The organism is Paenibacillus cisolokensis (assembly GCF_050481165.1).
GTDB lineage: Bacteria > Bacillota > Bacilli > Paenibacillales > Paenibacillaceae > Paenibacillus_AH > Paenibacillus_AH cisolokensis.
Genome location: NZ_JBCNFP010000045.1, coordinates 17,838 through 32,196, shown reverse-complemented (window position 1 = coordinate 32,196; position 14,359 = coordinate 17,838). Strand labels below are relative to the sequence as shown.

Sequence of the window (14,359 nt, the reverse complement as noted above, 5' to 3'; positions counted from 1 at the left end):
GCTGCGATCCGCAGCTCTTCTTGCAAGTTATGCCTTTACGTGCGGGGACGTCTGACTGTCAAGCTCCAGCATCCGTTTGAACGAAGCGATCGATACTTTAACCTGGTCGTCGTTCGGCTCCTTCGTCGTCAGTTTTTGCAGCCACAGCCCGGGATATCCGAGGTAGCGCAGCACGGGCACATCGCGCAGGGAATTGGTAAACCGCAGCACCTCGTAAGACAGCCCGATGACGAGCGGCAGCAGCAGAATTCTCAAATAAATACGCTGCCACATGTTTTCCCATTCGAAAAAGGAGTAGACGATTACGCCTACCAGCACCGTGAAGACGAGAAAACTGCTGCCGCAGCGGTAATGAAGCCGGCTGAAACGCTGCACGTTGTCCACGGTCAATTCGGCGCCGGCCTCATACGCGCTGATCACTTTATGCTCCGCGCCGTGATACTGGAACAGCCGCTTGATAATCGGCGTCATCGATATGATATACAAATAAACGAGCAAAAAGACGATTTTGATCGTGCCTTCCAGCAAATTGTGCACAATAATGTTTTCGAACCTTTTGCCGAACAGCAGCTCTTCGATCGCCGCGGGGACGACGGTGAAGACGAGCTTGCCGAAAATGAACGAGAGGACGCCGGCAACGGCGACGCCGACGATCATGCTGAGGCTCCAGCCGGATTTGCTTTCCGGTTTCGAAGCCGCGCGTCCTTCCTTGCTTTCTTCTTCGGCATATTCGTCCTCTGCGTACGCTTCCATCGAAAAATTCAGATGCTGCGAGCCTTTGGCGCTGGACTCCAAAATGGCCACAATGCCGCGCAATATCGGAATTTTCTTCAGCTTCTGCACCCAGGGCTTGGTGGTTCGGGGGACTTCGTAAAAGACGATTTCGTCATTTTTCCGGCGGACAGCCGTTACGTTGACGTGCTTGCCGGCGAACATGACGCCTTCTATTACAGCTTGTCCGCCGTAGATCGGTTGCGGGTCTTGCGGCAAGTGTTTGTCACCATCCTTGTACCGTTGAACGTCGACAGATTTTATGAATGCTATTCTATTGTACTTGATTGGGCGGCGAAATGCCAACGGTCGGGCGGACTTCATGGATCGCTTTATTCGCCTTCTGCCATCCGGTTTACGAAAATGCGGTTTATCGCATACTAGAAAAAACAAGCGCAAAGATCGAACACAAGCGCGCATCAGCGAGGAGGAATACGAACGATGAACGAAGGCGGACATCAAGGCGCGCAATCCGCGCCCGAAACGAAAGAGGACCGGCCGGCTGCGGGGGTGAAAGCGTCGGACGCGCAGCAGGGGCATCATACGAATCCGTGGCTATTCGGATTGCTGATCGGGTCGTTTGCCGGACTGATCTGGGGCGCCGTGCGGTGGCTGCTTTATACGTTTCAGTTCACCAAGCTGCCGGGCTTTATGGCCGAACCGTTCTTCCTTCACGCCTTTTTAGTGAAATGGCAAGGGCATCTCGTCGGGATCGTCTGCTTCATGGTGTTTTCCATCACGGCGGCATATCTATACGTGCTGCTGTTTCGGCGATTGCGCGGGCCGCTGCCGGGACTCGGTTACGGGGCGTTGTGGTGGGCCATCCTGTTTTGGGCTGTCGGTCCGGCAACCGGGACGATGCCGCCGCCGTTCAAGCTCGGCTGGACGACGCTGCTTTCGGAGCTGTGCGTGTTTTTGCTGTGGGGACTGTTTATCGGTTACAGCATCAACTTCGAATTCACGGACGAGGCTTCGCGGGAACCCGAGAAGTCGGGCAGCATGACCTGAATTTCGGCGGGGAGGCGTCCGGCCGCAGGAAACTCTTCTCAACCGATCGCCGATTATGTTAAAATGTCAAAGATCGGCGTATGCGCATCTGCCGTGCCGGTACAAGCGAACCGGCATCCGATGCGCGCCGGACAGGGAGACGGGGAGGAGTGTGGGGCCATATGCGCAGCATTCTGGTTTTGAACGGTCCGAACCTTAATATGCTCGGCATTCGTGAACCTGCCGTCTACGGTACGATGACGCTCGGCGACATCGAGTCGCGGGTTCGGGCGTGCGCTTCCCGGCTCGGCGTAAAGGTGGACTTTGACCAGTCGAACCACGAAGGGGAATTGATCGACCGCATTCATGCGGCCCATGGGTCTTTTGACGGCATTCTGATCAATCCCGGGGCGTTGACCCATTACAGCTACGCGCTGCGGGATGCGATCAGCTCGGTCGGATTGCCGACCGTCGAGGTGCATCTGTCCAATATTCATAAGCGGGAGAGCTTCCGGCACGTTTCGGTTATTGCGCCCGTCGCCATCGGACAGATCGCAGGCTTCGGCGCCATCGGCTACGAGCTCGGGCTGCAGGCGCTCGTCGACCATCTCGAGAGCTGAGGAGGAGTTCCATTGACGAATCGGGTAGACGCACTGCGGGCCAAGCTGGCCGACCAAGGGCTCGAGGCGATGCTTGTGGCAAGCCCGTACAACCGCCGATACATAAGCGGCTTTACGGGATCGGCGGGCATGGTGCTGATCACGACTCAAGACGCCTGGCTGCTGACCGATTTCCGCTATACGGTTCAGGCGAAGGAGCAGGCTTCGGGCTTTGCGGTCGAGGAGACGTCCAGCCCTCTTGACACGGTGCGAAGATTGCTGACGGAGAAAGGCATCCGGAGCGTCGCTTTCGAGCAGGCGCATGTCACCTATGCGGAATATGTGAAATGGGGCCAGGCGCTTGGCGGCATCGAGCTGACGCCAGCGGACAGCATCGTCGAGTCGCTGCGGATGATCAAGGACGAGACGGAGCTGGCCGTCATTCGGAAGGCCGCCAAGCTGGCCGACGATACGTTCGCCTACATACTCGGATTGCTGAAGCCCGGCATGACGGAGAAGGATATCGCGCTGGAGATGGAAGTGTATATGCGCAGCCATGGCGCGACCTCTTCGTCCTTCGATACGATCGTCGCCTCCGGCGAACGGTCTGCCATGCCGCACGGAGTGGCGAGCGACCGGGTCATCCGGGGCGACGAATTCGTCAAACTCGATTTCGGAGCGCTGCTGGACGGCTATTGCTCCGATTTGACGAGGACCGTCGTATTGGGCAAGCCGACGCAGCGGCACCGCGATATCTACAACATCGTGCTTGAGGCGCAGCTGACGGCGCTTGACGGGATTCGTCCCGGCATGACCGGCAAGGAAGCCGACGCCTTGGCCCGCGACGTCATCGCACGCTACGGCTACGGAGACTGTTTCGGCCACAGTCTGGGCCACGGCTTCGGCATGGAAATTCACGAGGCGCCAGGGCTTTCGGCGCGGAGCGATACGATTTTAATTCCCGGCATGACCGTTACGGTGGAGCCCGGCATCTACATCCCCGGCTTCGGCGGGGTGCGGATCGAGGACGACATTGTCATTACGGACAACGGGATTAAAATATTGACCTCATCCCCGAAGGAATTTACCATTCTGGGTTAAGGAACATTATTCAGGAGGTTTTTTTGTGATTTCAGTCAACGATTTCAAGACAGGTTTGACCGTTGAAGTGGATGGAGACATTTTCTCGGTAATCGAATTTCAACACGTAAAGCCGGGCAAGGGCGCCGCATTCGTGCGTTCGAAGCTGAAAAACCTGCGAAACGGCAACATTGTGGAAAAAACGTTCCGCGCCGGCGAAACGATCGGCCGAGCCCATGTCGAGAACCGGGAAGTGCAGTACTTGTACAATTCCGGCTCGGAATATACCTTTATGGACAATGAAACGTACGACCAGTTCACGCTGGACAAAAAGCAACTGGAATGGGAAATCAATTTCCTGAAAGAAAACATGAACGTCCATATCGCCAGCTATCAGGGCGAAATCATCGGCATTACGCTGCCGAACAGCGTCGAATTGAAAGTCGTGGAAACCGAGCCCGGCATCAAGGGCAACACCGCGACGGGCGCGACCAAAAACGCCAAACTGGAAACCGGTTTGAACGTGCAGGTGCCGCTGTTCATCAATGAAGGCGACGTGCTGCTCATCGATACGCGGGAAGGCAAATATATTTCGCGCGCATAAGCTCCTAATGCCGCTCGGCCTTGATGCCGGGCGGCATTTTTATTAAGCTGCTGAGATATTGACAGCATGGGCCGTCCGCACTAATATTTAAATAAATATTTAATTTAAATAAACATTTAAGGAGTGGAATTGACTTATGCTGAGGGCATTGCGGGCTTTTATGAAAAATCGGGCGACCTGGACCGGAATTTTAGCCGCCTTCATGTTCCAGCTTGTTTTCGGTGTTGTATGGATGACCGGATACGATGGCGTAACGGATCGGACGGCCAACCTGAAAGTCGCGGTCGTCAATGAGGATCAGGAAATGGGAAGCCTTGTCGTCGGCAGTCTGGGCCGCAGCTTGCCGTTCGGGATTGTAACGGTCGATCTCCCGGAACAGGCGATGAACATGCTGAATGACCGGGATGTCCAGATGGTGCTCCATATTCCGCCGGATTTCTCGAGCCAGCTGCAAGTTCCGGGCGGGCAAGCGAGCCTGAAATACTGGATCAACGAATCGAATCCGTCCATGATCAAGAGCATAATGCAGAGCGTCGCGTCCCAGGTGACGGCGGCCGTCGACAAGCAGGCGATCGCGGCCGGAGCGGAAGCGATATTGACGCCGATGAACGTTCCGGCGGATCGGGTGAAGGAGATAGCCGCAGCTTTGTCCGAACGGGTCGTCTCCGATATCCGGTTCACGAACCCCGTTCAGGGGATGGCCAATCAGATGCTGCCGATGATGATGGTGCTTGCGTCGTATGTCGGCTCCATGATTATGGCGATGAATATCCAGCAGTCTTCGCAGGCGATCGGTTCCGCGTTCACCGCCTGGCAAAAATTCGGCGCGCGCGCCGTTATCAACGTCGTATCCGCCATTGTTATCGCGTTGTTCGCGGCATCGTTGATCATGATGCTGGGCGGTCAGGCAAACAGCGGGTTTATGGCGCTATGGGGCTTTCTGTCGCTCATTCTGATGAGCTTCATGTTTTTCGCCCAACTGTTCCTGCTGCTGTTCGGGTTCGCCGGCATGCTGTTCAACATTACCGCTTTGTCCGCCCAGCTCGTTTCGTCGGGCGCGATGGTGCCGCGCGAATTGCTCTCCGGCTTTTACCGTCATCTGGGCGACTGGCTGCCCGCTACCTATGCGGTGGAAGGAAGCATGAATCTCCTGTTCGGCGGCTCGTCGCCGGCCCGGCCCGCCTGGCTGCTCGCCGCTTTCGCCGCGGGTTCGCTTGCGCTCGGGGCGGTCATTACCGCTTTGCGCAGCGATACGGGCCGCACCAATGCGCCCGCTGCCGAAACGAAACTTGCATAATGGAGTCCTCAGCACTCATAATAGCGTTAGAAACGATCGATGCGCGATCGGAACGGAGGATTGTCGATGTCATCCGATCATGATATGAAGATGCGAATATTGCTGGCGGCCAAAAAGCTGTTTGCCCAGAACGGGTTCGACGGCACATCGGTAAGACAAGTATGTGACGAGGCGGGAGCCAACGTGGCGCTCGTCTCCTACTATTTCGGCGGCAAAGAAAATATGCTGTACGCGGTGTTCCAAACGTTTATTCCGTTTCATTTGCTGCATGAGCTTGAAGATATACTTCAGCATCCGGTCAAAGGTTTGAAACGGTTAATCCGGGAAGTGATTTACGTCCGTATGAACGATCCGGAAATGATCAGAATCATTATGCAGGAAGTTTACAAGAGCACGCCGAGAATTCCGCACATTCAGCAAATGATGCTCCCGGTATGGTTCAAGCTGAAGGAGCTGCTGGTCAAAGGGAAGGAACAGGGCTATTTTCGCTACGATTCCATTGACAACACGCTGTTTTCCGTTATCGGCACCATAATCTTCTTTAAATTTACCGATTATTTCAAGCCGCTGATGTCGGAGCCGCCTTCCCCCTATGAAGAGGTTGTCCGGGACACGACGCGGTTCATATTCAATGCGCTCGGCGCTTCGGAATGGTTGGAAGAAGAGGACTCCTGATGAATCGGCTCTGCCCAAAACGGCTCCGGTATGTTATAATAAACCACTGTATGTATATGCGAAGAGTGGGAGTGAATCAGTTTTGTCCTTGATTGTGATGAAGTTCGGCGGCAGTTCAGTCGGTACGACGGAACGGATGCAGCGCGTTGCGCAGCGGATAGTCGAGAAAAAGACGGCCGGCGACCGGGTCGTCGTCGTCGTGTCCGCCATGGGCGATACGACCGACGATCTGATCGACCAGTCGAAGCTGCTCAACGACAATCCTCCCGCAAGGGAGATGGATATGCTGCTGACGACAGGGGAACAGATCTCGGTTGCTCTGCTGTCGATGACGATACACAAGCTCGGTCATTCGGCTGTTTCGATGACGGGCTGGCAGGCGGGCATCCGCACGGATGCGGTGCACGGAAAGGCGAGAATTACCGACATTCGCCCGGACCGCATTCACCGCGCGCTGGATGAAGGCCAAATTGTGATCGTTGCCGGATTCCAGGGTATGACCGAGGACGGCGAAATTACGACGCTCGGACGAGGCGGCTCCGATACGACAGCCGTAGCGCTCGCGGCGGCGATTCAGGCCGACGTGTGCGAAATCTACACCGACGTCGACGGCGTATATTCGACCGACCCGCGCGTTGTCAAATGCGCGCGCAAGCTGAATGAAATTTCTTACGATGAAATGCTGGAGCTGGCGCATCTCGGCGCTGCGGTGCTTCACCCGCGCGCGGTGGAGTATGCCAAGCATTACAACGTGAAGCTTGTCGTCAGATCCAGCTTTACGCAGAACGAAGGGACGAGTGTGAAGGAGGAAGCTGTCATGGAGCAGGGCGTCGTCGTACGGGGCATCGCATTCGAAAAAAACGTGTCGAGAATCAGCATTATGGGAGTCGAGGATGTTCCGGGCGTTCTGGCCGGCGTGTTCGGCGCGCTTGCGGAAGCAGGGATTGACGTCGATATTATCGTGCAAAGCGGCGTGAAGGACGGCAAGGCCGATTTTTCCTTTACGCTCGGATTGGGCGACCGGGACAAGGCGTTGTCCGTTATCGAAGGGATCCGGAGCAAAGTGCCGTACCGCGAAGTGACCAGCGAGGAAGGGCTCGTCAAAGTATCGATCGTCGGCGCCGGCATGGTCAGCAATCCCGGAGTCGCCGCTTCGATGTTCAAGACGATCTCGAGCCTCGGCGTCAGCATCAAAATGGTCAGCACATCGGAAATCAAGGTGTCTTGCGTCATCGACGCCGAACATCTGAACGACGTCGTGCGGGCGCTGCATACCGCATACGGCCTGGATACGTCGGAGCAGGCGTTCGTCGGCGGTCCGCAAGAGCGCCGCTAACGAAGGACGTTACCGGACGGACCGTACTCATCGTCATCGCATCGTCATCATAATCGGAGAACGGACAGAGCAAAACCTTCCGCCGCACGGACGGTTTTGCTCTTTTTTTGCCGCCGCCCCATGCTATATTTTGCCGGCTATGAAGATGAAGACCTTGTACAGCAAGGCGGTAATGCCGGCGGCCATCAGCGGGCCGACCGGAATGCCGCGGAAGAACACGATGCCGATAATGGAACCGATTACGAGTCCGATGATGAGCTGGGGATCGATGCGGAGCATCTCCAGCCCTTTGCCGTTGACATATGTGGCGGCCGCCCCGCCGATCAGCGCGAGCCATCCGGGCCATGACGTGAGCGCCGCCGTCAATTCCTTCATCTGAATACGGCCCGACGCGAACGGCACGAGAACGCTGAAGGTAAGGAACAAGAGACCGAGCTCCAGTCCGCGCCGCTCGATGACCGGCAAGTATCGTTCGAGATGAACGAGCTTGACGGCCAGCAGGACGCAAGCGGCTGTCGATATAATCGGCGAACGGCCGACGAGGCCGATAATGATCAAGCCCACCAATATGATTTCACCGCTCATGAGCAAGCTCCAATCCGTCGTCGGGAATTGCCTCTTCCGCCGCATGCTGCAAGCCGGAAGGGGGCTTTAGTCCATTGTATGGACCAAGCCCCCGGTTTATGTCATCCCCGTCCGCCCGCAAGTGCGCCGTTCTCCGTCCGCCATGGCACTGTCCGGCAGATGTCGACGCGCGCGCACGCCTCCACATCCGCTTCCATGCCGAGCCGCGCGAGTTTGCGGCCGCCGGGGCTCCGCCTCAGCGCATCCGTCAGGGTATGCGAACGTTCGCGGTACAGCGCCAGCATCGCGCTGCCGAAATCGTCCAGTTCCAGCTTCCCGGATGTCAATTGCCGCATCCGATCCGCGATCGCCCCGGCGCATAATCCATCTTCCAGCGCGAATTGGCCGCGGGAGCCGGCACACAGAATGACGATATCGCGCCCGCCGGCCAGCGCGCTGCGCGCACAGGCGAGAGCGTTCAGGAACGAGCCCGCGAGCAAGCCGTCCGCGTTCGCCGCCAGACGTATCGCCCGCGTCCCGTTCGTTGTCGTCAGCACGATGCGCCGTCCGGAGACGATTTCCGGCGCATAGTCGGAAGGCGAGTTGCCGCAATCAAAGCCTGGAACCGCGCGTCCGTCCCGCTCTCCTCCCAGAATATCTCCCGGTCGCCGCAGCGCCGCCGCTTCGTCGGCCGTCAATGCCGGAACGACTTCGTCCGCTCCGTTCGCAAGCGCCGTCACAATCGTGCTGGTCGCCCGCAGCGCATCGATGACGATGGCCGTCCGCCCGGCGAAGCGCCCGGCTTCCGCATCCTCCAGCGTCGCGATCACGTCCACCCGCATGTTACGTTCGTACCCGCCTTCCCCGTCCGGCATGCCGGAGGCTTCATATCATATAGACGATCGGCTCCGGCCGCATTCCGAACTCGAACGTATCGGAGCGCAGACCGCGCCGCATCGTCTCCACGGACAGCACTTCGGCAGGCGGAATGTTGCCCAGATGGACGGCGGGGCCGAACCGCTTCAGCAGCAGCGCCTGCTGGCTTTTGAGCGGGGCTTCCCACATCAACCTTCCGGTATCGGATACGGTACGGGCGATCGTATCGAGCAGTTCCTCGCGGCAGTTCCCGTTTTCATCGAATAGCCCGACGCCGATTCCCGACTCCCTCGCTTCCACCGTAATGAGAGCGGCCCCGGCTGCCCAGTCCGCATCGGCCGTAGCCGCCAGACCGTCGGGATCGATCCGCGCCCCGTTCGTTTTTTTGCCGTATTCGGTCAGAACGGTCAGCCCGTTCGCGATACCTTCCCGGATCAAATCCGTCCGGAGCGACCGGCTCACTTCGATCGTCCCGTCCGACACCTCGACTCCGTTGAACCCGAAGCGGCAGATCGCTCGAAAAAATTCGCTTACTTCGCCTTGATTTACCGCCGCTTCCAGCAGCGTCCCTCCGGGCGTCACGACAATCCCGCGGGCTGTGGCCAGAGCGATTTTCTCGGTCAGCAGATCGTCCGGGTACAGGGCCGAAGTGCCGAAGCCAAGCTTGATAATATCGACATACGGGCCTGCCAACTCCAGAAAATCGACAAAGGCGCTGCGTCCCAGCCCTTTATCGATAATCATCGTTTGCCCGGTTTCGGCGAAGCGGACATTCGTTGTCTTGCGTTGCGCCGGCCAGATATTCGCTTGGCTTCGTCTACCGCTTGGATCTCGCAGTTCGGACGGCCATATTTCCGTTTGGGTTGTTCCCATCGGTCTGATCTCCTCGCTTCTGTTATGCTGATCATATTTCAGACGTCAAGTCTGCTTGCAATATATGCAGCCGCATCCGGGCAGGTGCCCGGCCTAAATGCAGACAGGCTTGCATACATATGAATCAATCCTATCCCGCTGAAGGAGGTGAGACGGCCGGATGGTCAACAAAATTGTGATGAGCATGGCGATGCTGCGCGTGTTCTCGGGCTCGATCGAAATATGCGCGGCGCTGCTTATGATCCGGCTGAACCAGGTGGACAAGGCGCTCGCCGTCAATTCGTCGCTGGCGCTGGTCGGCCCGCTTATTCTGATTTCGACGACGACCATCGGACTCGTCGGCCTGTCCGACAAGCTGTCGCTGGACCGATTCGTCTGGGTCGTTGCCGGCGTAGCCTGTTTGTTGATCGGAATTTTAAAAAAATAAATCTATGAACCTTCCGGATTGCAGTCGGCCGTCATATTTTAGCCGGACAGGCATAGACATGTATCGATCAGATCTAACCCCGGGAGGTACCAACCATGCTCGAACGCGTGACGCATCTCTTGCCGCCGGAAATGGCCGCCGTGCTGGGACGGCTGCCGGACGGCGTAAAGGATCGGCTGGAGGAAATCCGGGTGCGCGAAGGACGTCCGCTGGAGATCGGTTTTGGCGGCGAATCCCGGTTTGCGGGCGAAGACGGCTCGCTGCGGCATACACCGGAGCAGGCTTACCGTCCTTCGTCCGAGTTGTGCCGAAAAATGTTGGAGCGGATGACGAATCATTCGCTATACGCGATGGAAGAAGAGCTGCGCAGAGGCTACATTACCGTTTCGGGCGGGCACCGCATCGGCCTGTGCGGGCGCACCGTGCTGGAACGCGGCGCCGTTCGGGGCATTCGCGATATCGGCGGATTCAATATCCGGATCGCCCGCGAAGTGGTCGGGGCGGCGGACGGGCTGCTGCCGCAGCTGGCCGACCGGACGCGGGGCACGATCGTCTCGACGCTCGTGTTGGCCCCGCCGCAGCAAGGGAAGACGACGCTGATCCGGGATTTGGCCCGCTCGATCAGCTACGGGCTGTATGCAGGATCGGGAGGGATGCGCCGGGAAGGCCGCAAGGTGGCGATCGTCGACGAACGATCGGAAATCGCGGCATGCGTCCGGGGAGTACCGACATTCGATGTCGGCCCGCGCACCGACGTCATGGACGCTTGCCCCAAAGCCGAGGGCATGATGATGATGCTCCGATCGATGTCGCCCGACGTTCTCGTAGTGGACGAGATCGGGCATGCCGAAGATGCTGCGGCGCTGCGGGAGGCGGTTCACGCCGGCGTCAGCGTCATCGCCACGGCGCATGCGCGCGACCTGCAGGATGCGCGCGACCGGCCGGCCTTGCGCGAATTGATCGAGGAAGGCGCGTTCGCCGCTTTCATCGAGCTGCGCCGCACGGCGGAAGGATTCCGCTCCCGCGTTCTTCGTCCCGGACCGGGAGCGCTTGCCCGGGAACCGACGGCGCTGCAACCGGAGCGGCCGTTATGCTGAAGCTGATCGGCGCAGCGCTCATTCTGTTCGCCGGCACGATGATCGGCTTTCAGCAGGCCGCGCGCCTGGCGGCGCGGCCCCGTCATATCCGGACCTTGCTTCATACGCTGCAGCGTCTCGAGACGGAGATCGGTTACGGCTACACGCCGCTGCCGGAAGCGCTGGAGCGTGCGGCCGAGCATACGCCGGAACCGCTGGCCGCCATGCTGAAGGAGGCGGCGAAGCGGCTCGATGACGCGGACGGTCCCTCTTTCCGCGAAAGCTGGAGCCGGGCAATCGAAGGACACTGGGCCAACTCTGCCATGCGAAGCCCCGAGAAGGCGGCCCTGATTCGGCTCGGATCCTCGCTCGGCATCAGCGACAGAGAAGACCAGGTCAAACATCTGCGGCTGGCCATGCAGCAGCTTAAAGCGGAAGAGGATGCGGCAAGGGACGATCAGGAGCGTTACGAAAAGCTGTGCAAAAGTCTCGGCGTATTAGTCGCAGCGCTGATCGTCATATTGATCGTTTAGTGGGGTGCCGCAAAGATGAATATGGATGTCAGCGCCATCTTCCAAATCGCCGGTATCGGCATCATTGTCGCGATGATCCATACGGTGCTCAAGCAAATGGGCAAGGAAGATATGGCGCATTGGGTAACCGTCATCGGATTTGTCGTCGTATTGTTTATGGTTGTCCGGCTGTTGAACGAGCTGTTTCAGGAAATCAAGACGATCTTCCTGTTTCAGTAGCGGCAGTAGGTGAGCGGATATGGAAATCATTCAGATCGTCGGATTCGGTCTGATCGCGACGGTGCTCATTCTCGTCGTGAAAGAGCAGAAGCCGATGTTCGCGTTTCTGCTGGCGACGTTTGCCGGCCTGGTTATCTTTCTGTTTCTGCTTGGCAAAATCGAGGCGATCATTGCCGTTCTGGAGGAACTGGCGAACCGCACCGGCGTCCCGTCCATCTACTTGAAGACGATTCTGAAAATTATCGGCATTGCCTATATTGCCGAATTCGGCGCACAGATCGTAAGGGACGCGGGGCAGGAAAGTATCGCCTCCAGAATCGAATTTGCCGGCAAAGTGCTCATTCTCGTCATGGCCGTACCGATTATCAGCGTTGTGGTCGATACGGTCATCGGACTGCTGCCGGCAGGGGGTTGAACGTTATGAGGCTGCTGTCCGCATGCCGCATCGCCGCGATCGCGCTGCTGCTTTTGTCAGGCTGCGCTTTCGCCGCAGCGGTAGAAGCGTCTGCATCCGGAGAAGCCGCCGCACCCACCGGGAATGAGAATGCGGCCTCCCTGCCCGGCCGGCTGGCGGACGAGCAATTGCGGGACGTCGATACGGAAGCGGTGGAGCGCTACTGGAATCAGCTGAAGGAGGAATACCGCGACTTCTTCCCGGACCGCCGGCTGCCCGGATTCGCCGAAATGGTCGTGCCGGGAGGAGAGGGACTGAAGCTGTCGACAGTGCTGAACGGCCTGCTGCGGTTTTTGCTTCAAGAGGTGCTGTACAACGGCAAGCTGCTTGTGACGATCGTTCTACTGACCGTATTCAGCATGCTGCTGGAAACGCTGCAAAGCGCCTTCGAACGCAATGCGGTCAGCAAGGTGGCGTATGCGATCGCCTATATGGTGCTGATCGTGCTGGCGGTCAACAGCTTTCATGTCGCCATCGGGTACGCCAAGGATGCAATCGGCGGAATGGTTCAGTTCATGCTGGCGATGGTGCCGCTCTTGCTCACGCTGCTCGCTTCCATGGGAAGCATCGTGACGGTGTCCATCCTTCACCCGCTCATCATTTTCATGATTCATGCGGTCGGCACGCTGATTTACAGCTTCGTCTTTCCTTTGCTGTTTTTCTCGGCCGTACTGCATATCGCCAGCGCCTTGTCGGAACGGTTCAAAGTCACCCAGCTAGCCAACCTGCTGCGCCGGATTGCAGTCGGCGTCATGGGCGTCATGCTGACCGTCTTTCTCGGCGTCATCTCGATCCAGGGCGCGACGGGCTCGGTCACGGACGGCGTCACGATGCGGACGGCCAAGTTCGTCTCAAGCAACTTCGTTCCGGTCGTCGGCAAAATGTTCTCGGATGCGGCGGATACGGTGCTGTCCGCTTCGCTGCTCGTCAAAAACGCCGTCGGTATCGCGGGCGTCGTCATCCTGCTGTTTCTGTGCGCGTTCCCGGCGCTGAAAATCTTGACGCTGGCGTTAATTTACAACATCGCCGCCGCCGTCATGCAGCCGCTCGGCACAAGTCCGATCATTGCATGCCTGCAGACGATCGGCAAGTCGATGATTTATATATTCGCGGCACTTGCGGCCGTTAGCCTGATGTTTTTTCTGGCGGTCACGATCATATTGACGGCGGGCAACGCGGCCGTCATGGTCAGATAGCGGCCCCGCGCAAGGAGGGGATCGGATGCTCGAATGGCTTGGCGGATGGCTCAAGGAAATCGTCGCCATCATTTTGCTGGCGGCTTTCATCGATCTGTTGCTGCCGAACAAGGCGATGCAGCGCTACGTGCGGCTCGTCGTCGGCCTGATCATCCTGCTCGCGCTGCTGTCTCCGCTGCTGCGGCTCATACAGGGCGATATCGGCAGCCGTCTGGCCGCCGGTATCCGCATCTGGAACGAGTCCGATGCCGAAAGCGATGTGCGGATGCCGTCGCTCGATGCGATCCGGGAAGATGCCGGAAGGCTGCGGACCGGGCGGGAGCTGCAGGCCGCTTCCCTGACGGAGGAACGGCTGGCCGAAGCGATGAAGGCGGAAATTGTCCGCCGTACCGGAGCGCCGGTCGCGGAAGTGAGCGTCCGGTTGGAAAAGGAAGAGGTGAGAGACGATGTCCCGAACGCCATCGCGTCCGTAACGGTCACCTTGCAAGGGGAACGGGCGCCGGAAGCCGGAGCGGCCGGCGACGAGATCGGGCCGGTCGAGGAGATCGCCCCCGTCATCGTCGATGTCGATGTGGAATCCGAAGAGAAGGTGTCCGGAAGCCCGGACGGCTCTGACCCGCTCGAAGCCGAACCGGAAGCGGAAGCGGCCTGGGCGCCGGCCGGACCGGCGGCGGCGAAATCGATTCGCAGCGTGCTGGAGTCTGGTTGGGGGGTCCTTCCGGATCAGGTGTACGTGCGGGTGCCGTCAGACTCCGGGGCTCGCTGATCCTGCGGGCGAAAGGCGGCGGCAAG

The 14,359-nt window shown here is 58.6% G+C and carries 18 protein-coding genes; 14 read left to right on the top strand and 4 right to left on the bottom strand.

Translation table 11 applies throughout. From position 1 onward, the window contains the following. Positions 1 to 27: 27 nt before the first annotated feature. Positions 28 to 990, bottom strand: a complete 963-nt coding sequence (locus ABEV74_RS08250) for a DUF1385 domain-containing protein (protein WP_062493328.1) — start codon at positions 988 to 990, stop codon at positions 28 to 30. A gap of 222 nt (positions 991 to 1,212) precedes the next feature. On the opposite strand from ABEV74_RS08250, the gene ABEV74_RS08245 reads away from it, so the two are divergent. The 7 genes from ABEV74_RS08245 to ABEV74_RS08215 all read left to right on the top strand — a co-directional run bounded on the left by ABEV74_RS08245 (position 1,213) and on the right by ABEV74_RS08215 (position 7,349). Continuing rightward, positions 1,213 to 1,779 (top strand): YqhR family membrane protein, encoded by a 567-nt coding sequence (locus ABEV74_RS08245; RefSeq protein WP_430145034.1) that lies wholly within the window; start codon positions 1,213 to 1,215, stop codon positions 1,777 to 1,779. Positions 1,780 to 1,940: 161 nt separating this feature from the next. Then, positions 1,941 to 2,378: a type II 3-dehydroquinate dehydratase gene (gene aroQ, locus ABEV74_RS08240; RefSeq protein WP_062493327.1), complete on the top strand. Its 438-nt coding sequence runs from the start codon at positions 1,941 to 1,943 to the stop codon at positions 2,376 to 2,378. Between the two features lie 12 nt (positions 2,379 to 2,390). Next, positions 2,391 to 3,458: a M24 family metallopeptidase gene (locus ABEV74_RS08235; RefSeq protein WP_213530460.1), complete on the top strand. Its 1,068-nt coding sequence runs from the start codon at positions 2,391 to 2,393 to the stop codon at positions 3,456 to 3,458. 25 nt (positions 3,459 to 3,483) lie between these two features. Next, entirely contained in the window at positions 3,484 to 4,041 is a 558-nt protein-coding gene (gene efp / locus ABEV74_RS08230; RefSeq protein WP_062493325.1) for an elongation factor P, read from the top strand. 136 nt (positions 4,042 to 4,177) lie between these two features. Beyond that, positions 4,178 to 5,338 carry a YhgE/Pip domain-containing protein gene (locus ABEV74_RS08225; protein WP_430145031.1) on the top strand — a complete coding sequence of 387 codons (1,161 nt, stop codon included), beginning with the start codon at positions 4,178 to 4,180 and terminating at the stop codon, positions 5,336 to 5,338. 66 nt (positions 5,339 to 5,404) lie between these two features. Beyond that, on the top strand, positions 5,405 to 6,013 hold the full coding sequence (locus ABEV74_RS08220) for a TetR/AcrR family transcriptional regulator (protein WP_062493323.1): 609 nt from the start codon (positions 5,405 to 5,407) through the stop codon (positions 6,011 to 6,013). Between the two features lie 82 nt (positions 6,014 to 6,095). Further along, positions 6,096 to 7,349, top strand: a complete 1,254-nt coding sequence (locus ABEV74_RS08215; RefSeq protein ID WP_430145028.1) for an aspartate kinase — start codon at positions 6,096 to 6,098, stop codon at positions 7,347 to 7,349. A gap of 123 nt (positions 7,350 to 7,472) precedes the next feature. Here ABEV74_RS08215 and ABEV74_RS08210 read toward each other — a convergent pair whose 3' ends face one another. From ABEV74_RS08210 to comA, 3 genes are all read right to left on the bottom strand, one after another. Next, complete coding sequence (locus tag ABEV74_RS08210) at positions 7,473 to 7,934, bottom strand: DUF441 domain-containing protein (protein WP_062493321.1); 462 nt, start codon at positions 7,932 to 7,934, stop codon at positions 7,473 to 7,475. A 101-nt stretch (positions 7,935 to 8,035) separates the two neighbouring features. Continuing rightward, positions 8,036 to 8,788: a 2-phosphosulfolactate phosphatase gene (locus tag ABEV74_RS08205; protein WP_430145026.1), complete on the bottom strand. Its 753-nt coding sequence runs from the start codon at positions 8,786 to 8,788 to the stop codon at positions 8,036 to 8,038. Between the two features lie 10 nt (positions 8,789 to 8,798). Further along, the gene (comA, locus tag ABEV74_RS08200) at positions 8,799 to 9,662 is read right to left on the bottom strand and encodes a phosphosulfolactate synthase (protein WP_430145023.1); all 864 of its coding nucleotides are present in this window, start codon (positions 9,660 to 9,662) and stop codon (positions 8,799 to 8,801) included. Positions 9,663 to 9,822: 160 nt separating this feature from the next. Between comA and ABEV74_RS08195 the strand changes: the two genes are divergently transcribed. The 7 genes from ABEV74_RS08195 (at position 9,823) to spoIIIAF (ending at position 14,333) form a co-directional block, all read left to right on the top strand. After that, complete coding sequence (locus tag ABEV74_RS08195; protein WP_062493318.1) at positions 9,823 to 10,089, top strand: YqhV family protein; 267 nt, start codon at positions 9,823 to 9,825, stop codon at positions 10,087 to 10,089. A 95-nt stretch (positions 10,090 to 10,184) separates the two neighbouring features. Continuing rightward, positions 10,185 to 11,186, top strand: a complete 1,002-nt coding sequence (spoIIIAA, locus tag ABEV74_RS08190; protein ID WP_062493317.1) for a stage III sporulation protein AA — start codon at positions 10,185 to 10,187, stop codon at positions 11,184 to 11,186. Next, positions 11,180 to 11,698 carry a stage III sporulation protein SpoIIIAB gene (gene spoIIIAB / locus ABEV74_RS08185; protein WP_062493316.1) on the top strand — a complete coding sequence of 173 codons (519 nt, stop codon included), beginning with the start codon at positions 11,180 to 11,182 and terminating at the stop codon, positions 11,696 to 11,698. Before spoIIIAA ends, spoIIIAB begins: the two co-directional genes overlap by 7 nt. Positions 11,699 to 11,713: 15 nt before the next feature. Further along, entirely contained in the window at positions 11,714 to 11,917 is a 204-nt protein-coding gene (gene spoIIIAC / locus ABEV74_RS08180; protein ID WP_062493315.1) for a stage III sporulation protein AC, read from the top strand. A 19-nt stretch (positions 11,918 to 11,936) separates the two neighbouring features. Then, positions 11,937 to 12,332: a stage III sporulation protein AD gene (gene spoIIIAD, locus ABEV74_RS08175; protein ID WP_062493314.1), complete on the top strand. Its 396-nt coding sequence runs from the start codon at positions 11,937 to 11,939 to the stop codon at positions 12,330 to 12,332. A 5-nt stretch (positions 12,333 to 12,337) separates the two neighbouring features. Next, positions 12,338 to 13,567, top strand: a complete 1,230-nt coding sequence (gene spoIIIAE, locus ABEV74_RS08170; RefSeq protein WP_430145019.1) for a stage III sporulation protein AE — start codon at positions 12,338 to 12,340, stop codon at positions 13,565 to 13,567. Positions 13,568 to 13,592: 25 nt separating this feature from the next. Then, on the top strand, positions 13,593 to 14,333 hold the full coding sequence (gene spoIIIAF, locus ABEV74_RS08165) for a stage III sporulation protein AF (RefSeq protein WP_430145016.1): 741 nt from the start codon (positions 13,593 to 13,595) through the stop codon (positions 14,331 to 14,333). The last annotated feature ends 26 nt before the right edge of the window (positions 14,334 to 14,359 follow it).

Excerpts from the sequence above, each read along its gene's own strand:
- aroQ (WP_062493327.1), top strand. The coding sequence starts at position 1,941 with ATGCGCAGCATTCTGGTTTTGAACGGTCCGAACCTTAATATGCTCGGC.
- spoIIIAB (WP_062493316.1), top strand. The coding sequence starts at position 11,180 with ATGCTGAAGCTGATCGGCGCAGCGCTCATTCTGTTCGCCGGCACGATG.
- ABEV74_RS08195 (WP_062493318.1), top strand. The coding sequence starts at position 9,823 with ATGGTCAACAAAATTGTGATGAGCATGGCGATGCTGCGCGTGTTCTCG.
- ABEV74_RS08210 (WP_062493321.1), bottom strand. The coding sequence starts at position 7,934 with ATGAGCGGTGAAATCATATTGGTGGGCTTGATCATTATCGGCCTCGTC.
- spoIIIAF (WP_430145016.1), top strand. The coding sequence starts at position 13,593 with ATGCTCGAATGGCTTGGCGGATGGCTCAAGGAAATCGTCGCCATCATT.
- spoIIIAD (WP_062493314.1), top strand. The coding sequence starts at position 11,937 with ATGGAAATCATTCAGATCGTCGGATTCGGTCTGATCGCGACGGTGCTC.
- ABEV74_RS08220 (WP_062493323.1), top strand. The coding sequence starts at position 5,405 with ATGTCATCCGATCATGATATGAAGATGCGAATATTGCTGGCGGCCAAA.
- ABEV74_RS08205 (WP_430145026.1), bottom strand. The coding sequence starts at position 8,788 with ATGCCGGACGGGGAAGGCGGGTACGAACGTAACATGCGGGTGGACGTG.
- comA (WP_430145023.1), bottom strand. The coding sequence starts at position 9,662 with ATGGGAACAACCCAAACGGAAATATGGCCGTCCGAACTGCGAGATCCA.
- spoIIIAE (WP_430145019.1), top strand. The coding sequence starts at position 12,338 with ATGAGGCTGCTGTCCGCATGCCGCATCGCCGCGATCGCGCTGCTGCTT.
- ABEV74_RS08225 (WP_430145031.1), top strand. The coding sequence starts at position 4,178 with ATGCTGAGGGCATTGCGGGCTTTTATGAAAAATCGGGCGACCTGGACC.
- spoIIIAA (WP_062493317.1), top strand. The coding sequence starts at position 10,185 with ATGCTCGAACGCGTGACGCATCTCTTGCCGCCGGAAATGGCCGCCGTG.
- spoIIIAC (WP_062493315.1), top strand. The coding sequence starts at position 11,714 with ATGAATATGGATGTCAGCGCCATCTTCCAAATCGCCGGTATCGGCATC.
- ABEV74_RS08245 (WP_430145034.1), top strand. The coding sequence starts at position 1,213 with ATGAACGAAGGCGGACATCAAGGCGCGCAATCCGCGCCCGAAACGAAA.